Source organism: Streptomyces sp. Z423-1, assembly GCF_013009255.1.
In the GTDB taxonomy this organism is placed as follows: domain Bacteria; phylum Actinomycetota; class Actinomycetes; order Streptomycetales; family Streptomycetaceae; genus Streptomyces; species Streptomyces gossypiisoli.
On sequence record NZ_CP053109.1, the window covers coordinates 818,089 to 832,615 of the forward strand.

The 14,527-nt window shown below is 71.3% G+C and carries 13 protein-coding genes, 1 tRNA gene and 1 pseudogene; 6 read left to right on the plus strand and 9 right to left on the minus strand.

Annotation, left to right across the window (positions count from 1 at the left end; genetic code table 11):
* The first annotated feature begins 72 nt into the window (after nt 1–72).
* Nucleotides 73–1,077 carry a Gfo/Idh/MocA family oxidoreductase gene (locus HJD23_RS03630; protein WP_171110680.1) on the plus strand — a complete coding sequence of 335 codons (1,005 nt, stop codon included), beginning with the start codon at nt 73–75 and terminating at the stop codon, nt 1,075–1,077.
* A gap of 1 nt (nt 1,078) precedes the next feature.
* On the opposite strand, the gene HJD23_RS03635 is transcribed toward HJD23_RS03630, so the two are convergent.
* Together HJD23_RS03635 and HJD23_RS03640 are read right to left on the minus strand one after the other, a co-directional pair.
* Nucleotides 1,079–2,461, minus strand: coding sequence for a glutamate decarboxylase (locus HJD23_RS03635; RefSeq protein ID WP_171110679.1), 1,383 nt, complete (start codon nt 2,459–2,461; stop codon nt 1,079–1,081).
* A gap of 363 nt (nt 2,462–2,824) precedes the next feature.
* On the minus strand, nt 2,825–3,757 hold the full coding sequence (locus tag HJD23_RS03640; protein ID WP_171110678.1) for a GNAT family N-acetyltransferase: 933 nt from the start codon (nt 3,755–3,757) through the stop codon (nt 2,825–2,827).
* Between the two features lie 143 nt (nt 3,758–3,900).
* On the opposite strand from HJD23_RS03640, the gene HJD23_RS03645 reads away from it, so the two are divergent.
* The gene (locus HJD23_RS03645; protein WP_171110677.1) at nt 3,901–4,854 is read left to right on the plus strand and encodes a DUF3068 domain-containing protein; all 954 of its coding nucleotides are present in this window, start codon (nt 3,901–3,903) and stop codon (nt 4,852–4,854) included.
* Between the two features lie 25 nt (nt 4,855–4,879).
* Here HJD23_RS03645 and HJD23_RS03650 read toward each other — a convergent pair whose 3' ends face one another.
* The 4 genes from HJD23_RS03650 to HJD23_RS03665 are packed head-to-tail and all read right to left on the minus strand — an operon-like array spanning nt 4,880 to nt 8,793.
* Entirely contained in the window at nt 4,880–5,788 is a 909-nt protein-coding gene (locus tag HJD23_RS03650) for a sugar phosphate isomerase/epimerase (RefSeq protein ID WP_171110676.1), read from the minus strand.
* A 1-nt stretch (nt 5,789) separates the two neighbouring features.
* Entirely contained in the window at nt 5,790–6,707 is a 918-nt protein-coding gene (locus tag HJD23_RS03655) for an ATP-binding cassette domain-containing protein (protein ID WP_171110675.1), read from the minus strand.
* 5 nt (nt 6,708–6,712) lie between these two features.
* Complete coding sequence (locus tag HJD23_RS03660; RefSeq protein WP_171110674.1) at nt 6,713–7,789, minus strand: ABC transporter permease; 1,077 nt, start codon at nt 7,787–7,789, stop codon at nt 6,713–6,715.
* Nucleotides 7,789–8,793 (minus strand): sugar ABC transporter substrate-binding protein, encoded by a 1,005-nt coding sequence (locus HJD23_RS03665; protein WP_171110673.1) that lies wholly within the window; start codon nt 8,791–8,793, stop codon nt 7,789–7,791. Before HJD23_RS03665 ends, HJD23_RS03660 begins: the two co-directional genes overlap by 1 nt.
* 157 nt (nt 8,794–8,950) lie before the next feature.
* Between HJD23_RS03665 and HJD23_RS03670 the strand changes: the two genes are divergently transcribed.
* Nucleotides 8,951–9,712, plus strand: a complete 762-nt coding sequence (locus HJD23_RS03670; protein ID WP_171110672.1) for a GntR family transcriptional regulator — start codon at nt 8,951–8,953, stop codon at nt 9,710–9,712.
* Between the two features lie 2 nt (nt 9,713–9,714).
* On the opposite strand, the pseudogene HJD23_RS03675 reads toward HJD23_RS03670, so the two are convergent.
* The 3 genes and pseudogenes from HJD23_RS03675 to HJD23_RS03685 form a co-directional block, all read right to left on the minus strand.
* A pseudogene (locus HJD23_RS03675) lies at nt 9,715–10,680 on the minus strand (aldo/keto reductase).
* Between the two features lie 81 nt (nt 10,681–10,761).
* Nucleotides 10,762–11,430 (minus strand): NUDIX domain-containing protein, encoded by a 669-nt coding sequence (locus tag HJD23_RS03680; protein ID WP_171111809.1) that lies wholly within the window; start codon nt 11,428–11,430, stop codon nt 10,762–10,764.
* Nucleotides 11,431–11,568: 138 nt separating this feature from the next.
* A tRNA-Pro gene (locus tag HJD23_RS03685) sits at nt 11,569–11,642 on the minus strand.
* Nucleotides 11,643–11,741: 99 nt separating this feature from the next.
* Between HJD23_RS03685 and HJD23_RS03690 the strand changes: the two genes are divergently transcribed.
* From HJD23_RS03690 to HJD23_RS03700, 3 genes are all read left to right on the plus strand, one after another.
* The gene (locus tag HJD23_RS03690; RefSeq protein ID WP_171110671.1) at nt 11,742–12,263 is read left to right on the plus strand and encodes a DUF309 domain-containing protein; all 522 of its coding nucleotides are present in this window, start codon (nt 11,742–11,744) and stop codon (nt 12,261–12,263) included.
* A 156-nt stretch (nt 12,264–12,419) separates the two neighbouring features.
* Entirely contained in the window at nt 12,420–13,193 is a 774-nt protein-coding gene (cobF, locus tag HJD23_RS03695; RefSeq protein ID WP_171110670.1) for a precorrin-6A synthase (deacetylating), read from the plus strand.
* Between the two features lie 240 nt (nt 13,194–13,433).
* Nucleotides 13,434–14,447 carry a lysylphosphatidylglycerol synthase domain-containing protein gene (locus HJD23_RS03700; RefSeq protein ID WP_171110669.1) on the plus strand — a complete coding sequence of 338 codons (1,014 nt, stop codon included), beginning with the start codon at nt 13,434–13,436 and terminating at the stop codon, nt 14,445–14,447.
* Nucleotides 14,448–14,527: the final 80 nt, after the last annotated feature.

Below are 14,527 nucleotides of genomic sequence, written 5' to 3' on the forward strand. Positions count from 1 at the left end.
TCGTGGCTTGTCGCGCAGTTCCCCGCGCCCCTTTCGGGGCGGTACAGCACCCCACCTCAAGGAGCAACCCCCATGCGCATCGGAATCCTCGGGCTCGGCCGTATCGGCGCCTTCCACGCCGAAACCCTCTCCGGACTCGACGCGGTCGAGTCGCTCGTCCTCGCCGACCCGTTCGCGGACGCGGCCAAGGCCGCCGCCGAGCGGTTCGGGGCCGAGGTCGCCGACTCGCCCGAGGCGGTGCTGGCCGCCGGGATCGACGGCGTGGTGATCGCCGCCGCGACCGACGCCCACCCCGACCTCATCCTCGCGGCGGTGAACGCGGGCGTGCCCGTGTTCTGCGAGAAGCCCGTCGCCCGCACCATCGCCGAGAGCGTCGCGGTGCTGAAGGCCGTCGAGGGCCGGGACGTGCCGGTGCAGATCGGCTACAACCGGCGCTTCGACGCCGGGTTCGTCGCCGCGCGGAACGCCGTGCTCGCCGGAGAGCTGGGCAAGCTGCACACCGTACGGTCGACCACCCTGGACCCGGCGCCGCCGCCGGCCGCGTACATCGCCGCCTCCGGCGGCATCTTCCGCGACTGTTCCGTGCACGACTTCGACATCATCCGCTGGGTGACGGGCCGCGAGGTGACCGAGGTGTACGCCGTCGGCGGCAACCGGGGCGCGCAGTACATCGCGGAGGCAGGCGACGCCGACACCACGGGCGCGATCCTCACCCTCGACGACGGCACGATCGCCGTGGTCTCCAACAGCCGTCACAACGGCCGCGGTTACGACGTACGGATGGAGCTGCACGGCTTTGCGGACTCGATCGCCGTCGGCCTGGAGGACAAGCTGCCGCTGCGGTCGGTGGAGCCCGGCGTGACCTTCCCGGCGGGCACCCCGCACGACTTCTTCATGGACCGCTTCACCGCGGCCTACCGCGCCGAACTCACCGCGTTCACCGAGGTCGTCGCGGGCAGCCGACCCTCGCCGTGCACGGTCGCGGACGCGTTGGAGGCGGGCTGGATCGCGGAGGCGTGCACGCTGGCGTTGCAGGAGCACCGGCCCGTTCGCATCGAAGAGGTCCGCGCCGTCTGACTCAGTGGTGGAACGCCGGCTGCTGCGCCATGCCCGCCGTCGGCGCCCCGGTGAGCCGGCCGACGGCGGTGCGCAGGTCGCCCGCGAGGAGCGCGATCTTGTCGTAGCCGGTGCCGTGCCGGACCAGGACGCGCTGCACGACGGTGTCCTCGCGGCCGAGGGCGAGCGGGTACGCGGGGACCTGCCAGCCGCGGCGGCGCAACTGGTCGGTGACGTCGTACAGCGTGAAGGGGCTCGCGTCGGGCTCGGTCAGCGTCCAGGTCACGGCCGGAAGGGCACCGTGGCCGTCGTAGAGGACGGTGAAGGGGCCCAGGGCGGCGACCTGTTCGGCCAGCATTCCGGCCGTGGCCGCGCAGGCGCCGTGCACCTTGGCGTAGCCCTCGCGGCCCAGGCGCAGCAGGTTGTAGTACTGGGCGATCACCTCGCCGCCGGGGCGGGAGAAGTTCAGGGCGAAGGTGGGCATGTCACCGCCGAGGTAGGAGACGCGGAAGATCAGGTCCTCGGGGAGCAGGTCGGGCGAGCGCCAGACCACCCAGCCGACGCCGAGGGGTGCCATGCCGTACTTGTGGCCCGAGACGTTGATGGAGGCGACGCGGGGCAGCCGGAAGTCCCACACCAGGTCGGGCTGGAGGAACGGGGCGACAAAGCCGCCGCTGGCCGCGTCGACGTGCACGGGGATGTCCAGGCCGGTGTCGGCCTCGATGCGGTCGAGTTCGGCGGCGATCTCGGCGACGGGCTCGTAGACGCAGGTGTAGGTGACGCCGAGGATCGCGACCACGCCGATGGTGTTCTCGTCGACGTACTCGCGCAGTTGGTGCGGGCGCAGCGCCAATGCATCTGCTTCCAGCGGGACTTGGCGCAGCTCCACGTCGAAATAGCGGGCGAACTTCTCCCAGCACACCTGGACCGGCCCGACGACCAGGTTCGGCCGGTCGGCGGGCCGGCCCGCGGCGCGGCGGCGGTCGCGCCAGCGCCACTTCAGGGCGAGGCCGCCGAGCATGCAGGCCTCGCTGGAGCCGGTGGTGGAGCAGCCGAGGGTGGTGGCGCCGTCCGGGGCGTTCCACAGGTCGGCGAGCATATGGACGCAGCGGCTCTCGATCTCGGCGGTCTGCGGGTACTCGTCCTTGTCGACCATGTTCTTGCCGAGGCACGCGTCCATCAGCTGGTGCACCTCGGGCTCCGCCCAGGTGGTGCAGAAGGTCGCCAGGTTCTGCGAGGCGTTGCCGTCCAGGCTCAGCTCGTCGTGGATCAGGGCCCGGACGGCGCGGGCGTCGGACACGCCCTGGGGCATCCGGTACTTCGGCAGCGCCTGTTCGCTGATGGGCTGGGCGTACACGTCGTCGACGGGGCCCGGCGCCGGGCGGCCGGTCTGGTGCAGGGCCATCGAGTCGAACCCCCGGGTCGTGGGACGGCACGGCGGGAAGGCCGGGGCGAGTACCCGAGCAGCACTTGTGAGGGACAGCGACTCGCGCCCGGCCTCCCTCAGTCGGCAATCTCGCACACGTCCCGCACCCGCGCCCGCCGAAGACACCCGGATGACGGCACCGGGCCACCACTCGGCCGTGCCCGGAGTCGACGCCCCGCCGAACACGGCACGCAGCCACGCCCGCCCAAGACACCCGGATCACCCGGCCGTGTCCGCAATCGACACCCTGCCGCACACGGCACGCACCCACGCCCGCCCAAGGCACCAGGTCCACCCACCCGACCGCGCCCGCGATCGGCACCCCGCCCCGCACGGCACACCTCACGGCGCCGACAGCACCAGCCGCCGGGCGAAGTTGCGGTACCCGAGGCGGTCGAACGCGGCGGCCATCGGACGGTTCGGCAGGTCCGTGTCCGCCCGGACGACCTCGGCGCCCGCCTCCTCGGCGAGGATGCGGGTGATCTCGGCGAGCAGGTCGTCGACGTAGCCGTGGCCCCGCTGCTCGGGCAGGACGCCGAGGTAGCCGACGACGTGCGAGCCGGTATTGCGGGAGGGCAGCGCGAAGCCGACCGTGCGGCCGTCGGCGTCCTCGGCCACCCGCCACCAGGAGCGCTCGCCCGGCATCGAGTCACGGTAGAACGCGACGTCGGCCCGGGCCTGCGCCTGAGCGCCCACCGCCTCGGCCTCCGCACGCGACGCGGCGTCGAGCGTGCCGTCGAGCACCCGGCGGAACAGGTCGACGAACACCACGTCGTCGGCCTCGGGGCGGAAGCGCAACCGGCGGGGCGGCGCGGGGACGCCGCTGTCGCGGGTCCACTCGTAGCGCAGCCGTTCGACCGCCACGGTGAGCCCGGCGCGCCGGGCCGCCTCCTGCCGCCAGCCGAGGTCGGCGACGGCGTCCGGCCGCTCCCGCCAGTCGGCGGGCAGCAGTACGTGGAAGTCCGGGAGCGCTCCCTCGAAGGTGGCGTGGGCCGCCGTGAGGAGACCGGCGGCGAGGTCCGTGCGCCCGGCGGACGGGACGGCGTTCAGGGTGTTGAGCGCGCCGGGCCGCACGTCACCCGGATTGCCCCACCACAGCGCGACGGCGTGCAGCTCACCGGCCTCCTCCGCGACCCACGTCCACTCCGGCCGGTACTCCCCCTTGCCGAGACCCTCCCGGTAGGCGTCCGCGGCGGCCCAGACGCCGACCTGGTCGGCGGGGAGCAAGGCGAGGACACGATCGAGGTCGGACTCGGCCAGGGTGCGGTAGATCACGGTGCCTCCGGGGTCGGCGCGGGGGGTGCGCCATTGTCGTGCGCCGATGAGCGGTACCCGCAACTGGTTTGTCACGCAAGTGCGTAGACGCGGCGTATCGCCGGCGCCTACGGTCCCGGAGCAGCCAAGCCCTGGAGTGCCGGATGCGCCGTAGCGCCTCGCCCTTCTCCCTGGTCCTGCTGGGCCTGGGTGTCTTCCTGCTCGTGCTCGCGCCGATGCTCGCGTGGTACGTGAAACCGCGCGCGGCCGTGAACCCGGTCGACATCGACGTGACCGCCGTCTACAAGGGCACGGGCAGCTATTTCGACGTCGAGGAGACCGAGACGGTCCACGACCGGCCCATCACCGTCACCCAGCGGGTGCGCGGCGACGTCGGCGACAGCGAGCGCAGCGGTCGCGCGGTGTGGGACGTGGTCACCACGGTCGACACGGAGAAGTCGCTGCCCGCCGCCGACCCGCACGACGCGCTGGACTTCTCGACCGCCCGCTGGGTCACCGACCGCCGCAGCAACCGGCCCGCGCACTGCTGCCAGGAGCAGCCGTACCACGAGGGCGAGGCCTACCTGAAGTTCCCGTTCGACGTGCAGAAACGCCCGTACCGCTGGTGGGACAGCCAGCTCGGCTCGACGGTCACCCTCTCCTACCGGGGCACCGAGAAGATCCGCGGCTACCGGGGGTACGTCTTCACGGGCACCGTCCCGCCCACGAAGATCGGCACCCGTCAGGTGCCGGGCGCCCTCGTCGGACGGCCCGGGGCCGCGCAGGTGTTCGCCGAGGAGTGGTACTCCAACCACGGCATCAAGCTGGTCGTCGACCAGGCCACGGGCCGTGTCCTGTACGCCCAGCTGGGCCCCCGCCAGACGCTGCGCGCCCCCGGTGCCGAGAAGGACGCCGTGGTGCTCCTGGACGTGAAGAAGCTCAGCCACACACCGGACACGCAGAAGTTCGCGGTCGACAAGGCCCAGGCGGACAGCGCACAGCTGCGCGCGGTCGGCCGGACGGTACCGATCGGCGCGGCCGCCGCGGGCTTCGTACTCGCCGTCGTGGGCGGGGTGCTGGTGGTACGGGGGCGGAGGCAGCCCGCGGACGAGCAGTGACCGCCGCCCCACCCCACCCGGACCGTCAGGCTCCGCAGGACCGCAGGAACTTGCGGGTGCGGACCGCGATCGGCAGCGGCTTGTCCGGCTCGCAGGGGTACATGTCCTGCTCGACGATCGCGAACAGCTCCACGCCCAGCCCCTGGGCGGCCGTGAGGACCGGCCCCAGCTCCGGTACGCCGGACGGCGGTTCGCACATCACACCGCGCTGCACGGCCGGCCCGAACGGCACCTCGTTCGCGACCACGTCGGCGAGGATCTCCGGGTCGACCTGCTTGAGGTGCAGATAGCCGATGCGCTCGCCGTACGTCTCGATCAGCTTGACGCTGTCGCCGCCGCAGTAGGCGTAGTGCCCGGTGTCCAGGCAGAGGTTGACCAGCTCGGAGTCGGTGGAGTCGAGGAAGCGCTCGACGTGGTCCTCGGTGTCGATGTGGGTGTCGGCGTGCGGGTGCACGACGATGTCGAGGCCGTACGTCTCCTTGACCTCGTGCCCGAGGCGTTCCATGCCCTTGGTCAGGTACGCCCACTGCTCGGCCGTCAGCTCCGGCGGCTCCAGGATCTCGGCGGTCTTGTCGTCGCGCCAGAACGACGGGATGACCACCAGGTGCCCCGCGCCCATGGCCTGGGTGAGGGCGGCGACCTGGCTGACGTGCTCCCAGGTGGACTCCCAGACGGACGGGCCGCGGTGCAGGCCGGTGAAAACCGTGCCCGCCGAGACCTTCAGGTTCCGCTTGCTCACCTCGTCGGTGAGCCGGGCCGGGTCGGTCGGCAGATAGCCGTAGGGGCCGAGTTCGATCCAGGAGTAGCCGGCCTCGGCGACCTCGTCGAGGAAGCGTTCCCAGGGGACCTGCTGGGGGTCGTCGGGGAACCAGACGCCCCAGGAGTCCGGCGCCGAGCCGACCCGGATGCGGTCGAGGGCGGGGGTGTCGGCCATGTCAGGAGGTCCCTTCGGGAGAAGCGGGAGAAGAGGAAGTCGCCTTCGCGGGTGCCGTGAGGTCCTCCTCCTCGGGGAGCTCCTCCACGTCGACGCCCCGCACCTGCGCCAGCTCGTGCTTGAGCGCGGTGAGTTCCGCGCCGCCCGCCATGTGGTTGGTCAGTTCCTCCAGGCTGACCTCGCTGCGGTCGGCGGAGAGTTCCAGGGTGCCCAGGCGCAGCACGCTGAAGTGGTCGCCGACCATGTAGGCGTGGTGCGGGTTGTGGGTGATGAAGATGACGCCGAGGCCGCGGTCGCGGGCGGCGGCGATGTACTTCAGGACCACGCCGGACTGCTTGACGCCGAGGGCGGCGGTCGGCTCGTCCAGGATCAGCACGCGGGCGCCGAAGTGCACGGCGCGGGCGATCGCGACGCACTGGCGCTGGCCGCCGGACAGTGTGCCGATGGGCTGCTCCAGGTCGTCGAGGATGATGCCCATGGCGCGCAGTTCCTCGTCGGCGGTCTGCTTCATCTTCGCGATGTCCAGGCGGCGGACCGGCCAGGGGCCCTTGGTGAGCTCGGAGCCGAGGAAGAAGTTCCGCCACACCGGCATCAGCGGGACGGTCGCGAGGTCCTGGTAGACGGCGGCGATGCCCTTGTCGAGGGCCTCCCGCGGGGTGGAGAAGCGCACCGGCTCGCCGTCGACGAGGAACTCGCCCTCGGTGTGCTGGTGCAGCCCCGAGATGATCTTGATGAGGGTGGACTTGCCGGCGCCGTTGTCGCCGAGCACGCAGGTGACCTTGCCGGGGTGGACGGCGAGGTCGACGCCGTGCAGGGCGCGGATGTTGCCGTAGGACTTGCCGGCACCTCGGAGTTCGACGAGGGCCCCGTCCTGCCGGGGGACGGCGTCCTGGAGCACTGCTCCGTGGGTGGTTGTCATGGCGGTCACCTCCGGGTCGCGGTGCGCTGCACCCACAGATTGATGAGGACGGCCCCGAGCAGCATCACACCGAGGAAGGCCTTGAACCAGTCGGGGTTCCATCCCGCGTAGACGATGCCCTGCTGGACCATGCCGAACATGAAGGCACCGAAGACCGGGCCGATGGCGGAGCCGTAGCCGCCGGTGAGGAGGCAGCCGCCGATGACGGCCGCGGCGATGTAGATCAGCTCCTGGCCGACGCCCTCGCCGGACTGCACGGTGTTGAAGGAGAACAGCTGGTGCATGCCCACGAACCAGGCGCCGAAGCCGACCAGCATGAACAGGGTGATCTTGGTGAAGGCCACCGGGACACCGACCGCGCGGGCGCTGTGCTTGTTGCCGCCGACGGCGAAGATCCAGTTGCCGTACTTGGTGCGCAGCAGCACCCAGGTGGCCAGGGCCGCGAAGACCAGCCACCACACCACGGTGATCTTCACCTGGACGCCGCCGACGTCGAAGGACGAGGCGAACAGCGCCCTGGCCTGGTCGAAGCCGTCCATGTTGCTGATGTCGTCGGTGGCGACGTTTCCGGTCACCAGCTTGGTGACGGCGAGGTTGATGCCCTGGAGGATCAGGAAGGTGCCGAGGGTGACCAGGAAGCTCGGCAACCCGGTCTTCACCAGCATCCAGCCGTTGAACGCGCCGACCGCCAGCGACACCACGAGCGCGACGATCACGCCCATCCAGACGTTCAAGGTCAGCTGGTAGCTGAGCATGGCCGCAGTGAGCGCAGAGGTGATCACGGCGACACCGGCCGACAGGTCGAACTCGCCGCCGATCATCAGCAGGGCCACCGGCAGGGCCATGATCCCGATGGTGGACGCCTGGTAGAGGACCGTGGCCATCGAGCTGCCCTGGCGGAGCGAGGGCGCGGCGATCAGGAAGAAGACGAACACGGCGACCGCGCCGAGGAAGACGCCGACCTCGGGCCGGGCGAGCAGCCTCAGCATCAGGGGCCGCTCCCGGGTGCGTCCGTCGGTCTGCTTGGCGCCGGGGGCCGGCGGTGTGGTCACCGCCGGCGCGGCATGCTGGGTCATGCTCATCACCGGGTCCCCTTCGCGGCGAACTCGGCGATCCGCTCGACGTTGGACCGGTCGACGAACGCCGGACCGGTCAGCACCGGCTGCTCACCGCCGCCGCTGTAGTTGCCGTTGTTCTTGTAGAGCCACAGCCCGTCGACAGCCAGGTACCCCTGCAGATAGGGCTGCTGGTCCACCGCGAACTGGATGTCGCCGCGCTGGATGGCGCCGGTCAGGTCCTTGTTGAGGTCGAAGGTGGCGACCTTGGCCTTGCTGCCCGCCTCGGACACCGACTGCACCGCGGTCAGCGCGAAGGGGGCGCCGAGGGCGACGACGTAGTCGATGGCGCTGTCCTGCTTCAGCTTGGCGGTGATCGTCGCCTTCACGGACGGCATGTCGGTGCCGTTGACGTTCAGGGTTTCCGTGGTGCCCTGGAACGTCTTCTTCACCCCGTCGCAGCGCTGGGTGAGGCCGATGTTGCCCTGCTCCTGGATGACGCAGACGGCCTTCTTCGCGCCCTCCTCGTTGAGCCGCTTGCCGAGCGCCTCGCCGGCCACGTTCTCGTCCTGCCCGAAGAACTCCAGCAGGCCGAGCTGCTTCCAGTCGCTCAGGCCGGAGTTCAGGCCGACGACGGGTATCCCCGCCTGCTCGGCCTTGCCGAGGACGTCCTTCAGGGCGTCCGGCTTGGCGAGGGTGACGGCGATGCCGTCGACCTTCTGGTCGATGGCGTTCTGCACCAGGTTGGCCTGGTTGCCGGCGTTGGGGTCGGCGGAGTAGACAAGCTTGATGTTGTCCTTGGCGGCGGCGGCCTCGGCGCCCTTGCGGACGATGTCCCAGAAGGTGTCGCCGGGCGCCTGGTGGGTGACCAGCGCGACCGTCATCCGGGGCGTGGTGGCCTTGCCCGCCGAGGCACCGTCCGCTCCCTCCTCGGCCTTCTTGCCGCCGGAGCCGCTGGAGCACCCGGCGAGGACCAGGGCCGCCGCCGCTGCCACGGCCAGGGCGGAAGTAATTCTGCGAGAGCGGTCCATCTCTCCTGCACCTCACTGTGCGATGGGGGAAAGCCTGTCGTTGGGACGGGATCAAATCCCCTGGCGCGCCCACTGTCAATACTTTGTTAAGACATCATTTCACAAGCAGGTCCTAATGTAAGAACAAACTGCTACGGTGTGAGCCGGGAGGGACGCCATGACCAGTACAGTCTCCGGCCTCGCCGCCGTGCGCTTCGCACTCGACCGCACCAGCCCCGTGCCGCTCTACCACCAGCTCGCCCAGCAGTTGGAGTCGGCCATCGAGGGTGGGATCCTCACACCGGGCAACCACCTGGGCAACGAGGTCGACCTGTCCGTCCGTCTCGGCCTGTCCCGCCCCACGGTCCGCCAGGCCATCCAGTCCCTGGTCGACAAGGGCCTGCTGGTCCGCCGCCGGGGCGTCGGCACCCAGGTCGTGCACAGCCAGGTCAAGCGCTCGCTGGAGCTGAGCAGCCTCTACGACGACCTGGAGACGGCCGGGCAGCAGCCCACCACGCGGGTGCTCCGCAACGAGGCCGTCCCCGCGGCCGCCGACGTCGCGGCCGCCCTCGGCATCCCCGAGGGCGGCGAGGTCACCGTCCTGGAACGGCTCCGCTTCACCCACGGCCACCCGGTGGCGTTCCTGTGCAACTACCTGCCGACGGGCCTGCTCCCCCTGGACACCGACCGGCTCCAGCTCACCGGCCTCTACCGCATGCTGCGCTCCGCCGGCATCACCCTGCACAGCGCCCGCCAGACCATCGGCGCCCGCTGCGCCACCGCTCAGGAGGCCACCCGCCTCGACGAGAAGGAGGGCGCCGCACTCCTCACCATGCAGCGCACGGCCTACGACGACACCGGCCGCGCCGTCGAGTACGGGACGCACATCTACCGCGCGTCCCGGTACGCCTTCGACTTCCAGCTCCTGGTACGGCCCTGACCTCAGTGCACCGCGTCCAGCCGGGCCCGCTGATCCGCCGTCAACTCCAGCTCCACGGCGGCGAGATTCTCCTCTGCCACGCCAGCACCACCTGACCCACGGTGGCCCCGGTCTCCCGCGCCACCTCGCGCAGCACGGCCAGCCGGGCGGGCGTACCGGGGTGGTCGTAGTCGGCCGACAGCGGCTTGTCCGCGCGTCCGTACGCCCCGCCCAGCAGCGGCGAGTAGGCGACCAGCGTCAGCGGGGGCTCGGCCCGCAGATAGCCGAGGAGTTCGGCGCCCGCGTGGCCGAGGCTGCCGTCGGGGAAGAGGTCGCCCGGGACGTCGTAGCGGGGACGCAGATGGCTGTGCTGGTACTGGAGCACCTCGTAGCCGGGCAGTCCGCCCGCGGCGGCGAGAGCGCGGGCCCGCTCCACCCGCCAGATCGCCTGGTTGCTGACGCCGAGCAGTCCGACCGTGCCCTCCGCGACCAGCGCGGCGAACCCCTCGACGGTCTCCTGGAGGGGGACGGTGGGGTCGTCGATGTGCGCGTACAGCAGGTCCAGCTTCGCCATGCCGAGCCTCCCCCACGCTCGGCTACGCTCGCGCGGGCGGTACCCCCATGCGGCTGCGCTCGGCCGACTCGCGGATCACCTTCGCCGACAGGCCCTCCGCGTTGTCGGTGTAGCTGGTGCCGGGGGCGAGGGGACGGGCACCGACCTTCGTCGCGATGACGACCTCGTCGCCGATGCCGCGGCTGCGCCGCCAGCGGCCGAGGAGTTCCTCGCTCTGGCCGCCCTGGCTGCCGTCGACCCAGAAGGCGTAGTTGTCCGAGGTGTCGATGAAGTTCCCGCCGGCCCCGACATAGCGGTCGAGGACGGCGAAGGAGGTCCGCTCGTCCCTGAGCGAGCCGAAGAGCATGGCGCCGAGGGCGAGCACGCTGACCTCGCGGCGGTGGTCCGGATCGGTGCCGATGGTGCGGTACTTCATGATGTTCCCTCCGTTCGCACCCGGTTGTCCGGGCGCGAGCGGAGTCTTCAGCCTGAAGTGCGCTTCAAGTCAAGGCAGTACCTACGGACGGGGCGCGAACGGCCCTTCGAGGGCGGCCCATTGCAGCAGCATGATGGTCTTGGCGTCGGCGATCTCGCCGGTGCGGATCATCCCCAGGGCCTTGCGGAAGGGCAGTTCGAGGATCTCGATGTCCTCGCCCTCCTCGCCGAGCCCGCCGCCCTCGTGGGTGCGGGTCGCCGGTCCGTAGGCGGCGGCGTAGAAGCTGATGCGTTCGGTGACCGAGCCCGGGCTCATGTAGACGTCGAAGACATGCTGGACGGCGTCGATGGTGTGCCCGGTCTCCTCGATCACCTCACGCCGTACGGCCTCCTCGGGGTGCTCGTCATCGTCGTCGAGCAGTCCGCCGGGCGTCTCGATCAGCATGCCGTCGGGGTGCCCGTTGACATACACCGGGAAGCGGAACTGCCGGGTGAGCAGAACGGTTTCGCGTGTGGTGTTGTACAGCAGCATCGTGGCGCCGTTGCCGCGGTCGTGGGTCTCGCGCTCCTGGGTGCTCCAGGTGCCGTCGGCGTGCTGGAAGTCGAAGGTGGTCGTCCGCTCCACGTACCAGTGGCTGGACAGCAGCTTCACGTCCCGCACCTTCACGCGCGGGTTGCCGGTCAGATCCCGGCCCACCTGGTCGAGCCCGGTGCGGCCGCGGCGGTCCGGGGTGTCGATACCGGCGGTGATCGGAGTGAACTCGTTGGTCATGCCCCGCTTGTACCATCCGGCCCCGCAGACCAACGAAAAAAGAGGGCCATCGCCAACGAAAAGGAGCCCGCGCCAACGGAAGAGGGGCCATCGAACAGATGGCCCCTCGCCGAACCGTCGGGACGACAGGATTTGAACCTGCGACCCCTTGACCCCCAGTCAAGTGCGCTACCAAGCTGCGCCACGTCCCGATGCGTCTCACCGCGGAGAACCGCGTGATCACGTGGGCAGTACTTTACCCCACGCCCCCGGACGCGCCGAAGCGGGACCGGCAGCGGGACAATCGCAGTATGGCCAGCACCAGTACACCGGAAGGACGACAGCCCGGCGCACGGGACCGCGACAACGAGGGCCGCGCCCGCAGCGCCCGACCGCGCGACGGCCTGGGACGCCCCCTGCCGTACGACGCGCAGGGCGTGCCCCGGCAGCCCGAGGGGGTCGTACGGACACCGGAGGAGACGGTCGCCGAGGCGCAGGCCCTCCTCGACGCGGGCAAGCCGTTCCACGCCCACGAGGTCTTCGAGGACGCCTGGAAATCGGGCCCCGACGAGGAACGCACCCTGTGGCGCGGCCTCGCCCAGCTGGCCGTGGGGCTGACGCACGCGGCCCGGGGCAACGCGACGGGTGGCGCCCGGCTGCTGCGCCGCGGGGCGGCCGCGATCGAGGAGTGGGCGGCACGGAGGGGACGGAAGCGGCCGTACGACCTGGACGTGCAGGGGCTGACGGAGTGGGCGCGGGAGCTGGCGGGGGACGTGGAGGGCGGGGCGACGGTGGACGCGGGGCTGCGGGCGCCTGGGCTGCGTGGGGGGTGAGTGGCGGGAGGGATCCACGGCCCGAGGCGATCCGGAGCCGCCGTGTGTCAGGCGGTGGGCTCGCTGTATGAGGCGGTGGGCCCCGCTGTATGAGGTGGTGGGCTCCCTGTATGAGGCGGTGGGCTCGCTGTCAGTGGGGTGCGGCAGACTCTGGGTGTGCGAAAGATTCATGTCATCGGTATCGGCGCGGGCGACCCCGAGCAGCTGACCCTCCAGGCGGTCCGGGCGTTGCGGAGCACGGACGTGTTCTTCCTGCTCGACAAGGGCGAGGTGAAGTCCGACCTCACCCAGCTGCGCAAGGACATGCTCGACGCACACCTACCGGAGGGAACGTACCGCCTGGTCGAGGCGCGTGACCCGGAGCGGGACCGCGGCGCGGGCGGCGCGGCGTACTCACCGGCCGTCGGGGACTGGCGCAGCGCCCGTGCCGACATCTACGAGCGGCTGATCGCCGAAGAGTTGGGCGAGGACGAGAGCGGCGCGTTCCTGGTGTGGGGCGACCCCGCGCTGTACGACAGCACGCTCGGAATTCTGGAGGAAGTTCAGGGACGCGGCGGCGTCGACTTCGAGTACGACGTCGTGCCGGGCATCAGCAGTGTCTCCGCCCTGGTCGCCCGGCATCGCACGGGACTGAACCGAGTCGCCCGGCCGGTGCAGATCACCACGGGCCGGCGGCTCGCCGAGGGCTTCCCCGAGGGCGTGGACGACGTGGTCGTGATGCTCGACGCCCACCAGACCTTCCGGCAGTACGCCGACCAGGACATCGACATCTACTGGGGCGCCTACCTAGGCACGCCGGACGAGATCCTCGCCTCGGGCCCGATCGCCGAGGCGGCGCCACGCATCGAGCGGCTGCGGGCCGAGGCGCGGGAGCGCAAGGGCTGGATCATGGACACGTATCTGCTGCGCCGGAACCCGAAGGAGCGGTAGCAGAGAGGGCTGAGGGGCGCACGGTGCCCGTGCGTACGCCTCCGTCGCTCCCCCACGGCGTGCATGCGCCGATCGGACACCATCACGGCCGCTTTCTTGTGCTGCCCGCTGGCGTCGCTTCGGCTGCCGGACACCCGAGCGTCATACCGGGCGGGCACGTTTCGGCCGTCCCCACCTGTCTCGCCTTGCATCCGTCCGCCCCGCTCATTCCGGGCGTGATGCGGAAGGACGACGTACGCCGTGTCCCTGCTTCCGCCCGCCGCCGCTCTCCCCAGCGCGCTCCCGGCCGCCGCCCCCGTCCGCTCCCCCTCCGCCGAACGGCTCTCCCGTCTCACCCGGCACGGTCTCACCGTGCTGCCGCTGCTGCTCATCGGCGGATGGGCTCTCGTCGACTGGCGCTCCATGCGCGACGGCGCCGCCCGGCTGGCCGCCGCCGACCCCGGCTGGCTGCTCGCCGCGCTGTTCTTCACCTGCCTCGGCTGGCTGGCCGCCGCGGTGGTGCGGCAGGGCGCCATCCCCGAACGACTGCCGCCGGGACTGCTGGTCGCCTCGCAGTTCGCCGCCGGCGCCGCCAACCACGTACTCCCCGCGAGCATCGGCGCCCACGCGGTCACCCTGCGCTTCCTGCAGGGTCAGGGCATACCGCTGGCCCGGGGCACCGCCTCGCTCGCCCTGTACTCGCTGGTCAAGCCGGTGGCGAAGACGGCGGTGCTGATCGTCTTCCTGGTGGCCTTCCCCGGCATGCTGCGTCTCGGCGAACTCGTCCCCGACGATCGGACCCTCCTCCTGGTCGCCGGTGGCGTCGGCGTCGCCTTCGTCGTGGCCGGGTGCCTGCTCGCCGTCGTCCCCGCCCTGCGCCGCCCAGCCGTCTGCTTCCTGCGCACCGCCCTGACCGACGCCCGCATCCTGCACACCCGGCCCAGCCGCGTCCTCGCCCTGTGGGGCGGCGCGGCCGCCACCCCGCTGCTCCAGGGCAGCGTGATCGCCACCGTCGGTTTCTCGCTCGGGCTGGAGCTGTCCTGGGCGCAGGTCGTCTTCGCGCTGCTCATCGCCAGCACGGCGGTCGGCGCGGTGCCCGCGCCGGGCGGGATCGGGCCGGTGGACGCGGCGCTGGTGTTCACCATGGCCGCGTTCGGCGCTCCGGTGGGCCTGGCGACGGCGACCGTCATCGCGTACCGCCTGATCACGGTATGGCTGCCGTTGCTGCCGGGCGCGCTGGTCCTGTCGGCGCTGGTGCACCGCAAGGTGCTGTAGCCCTCGCCGACCCGACCTGAGCCCCGCCAGGTGCCGTAGCCCTCGTCGGCCGGGCCCGAGCCGCGTCAGGTGCTGTGAGC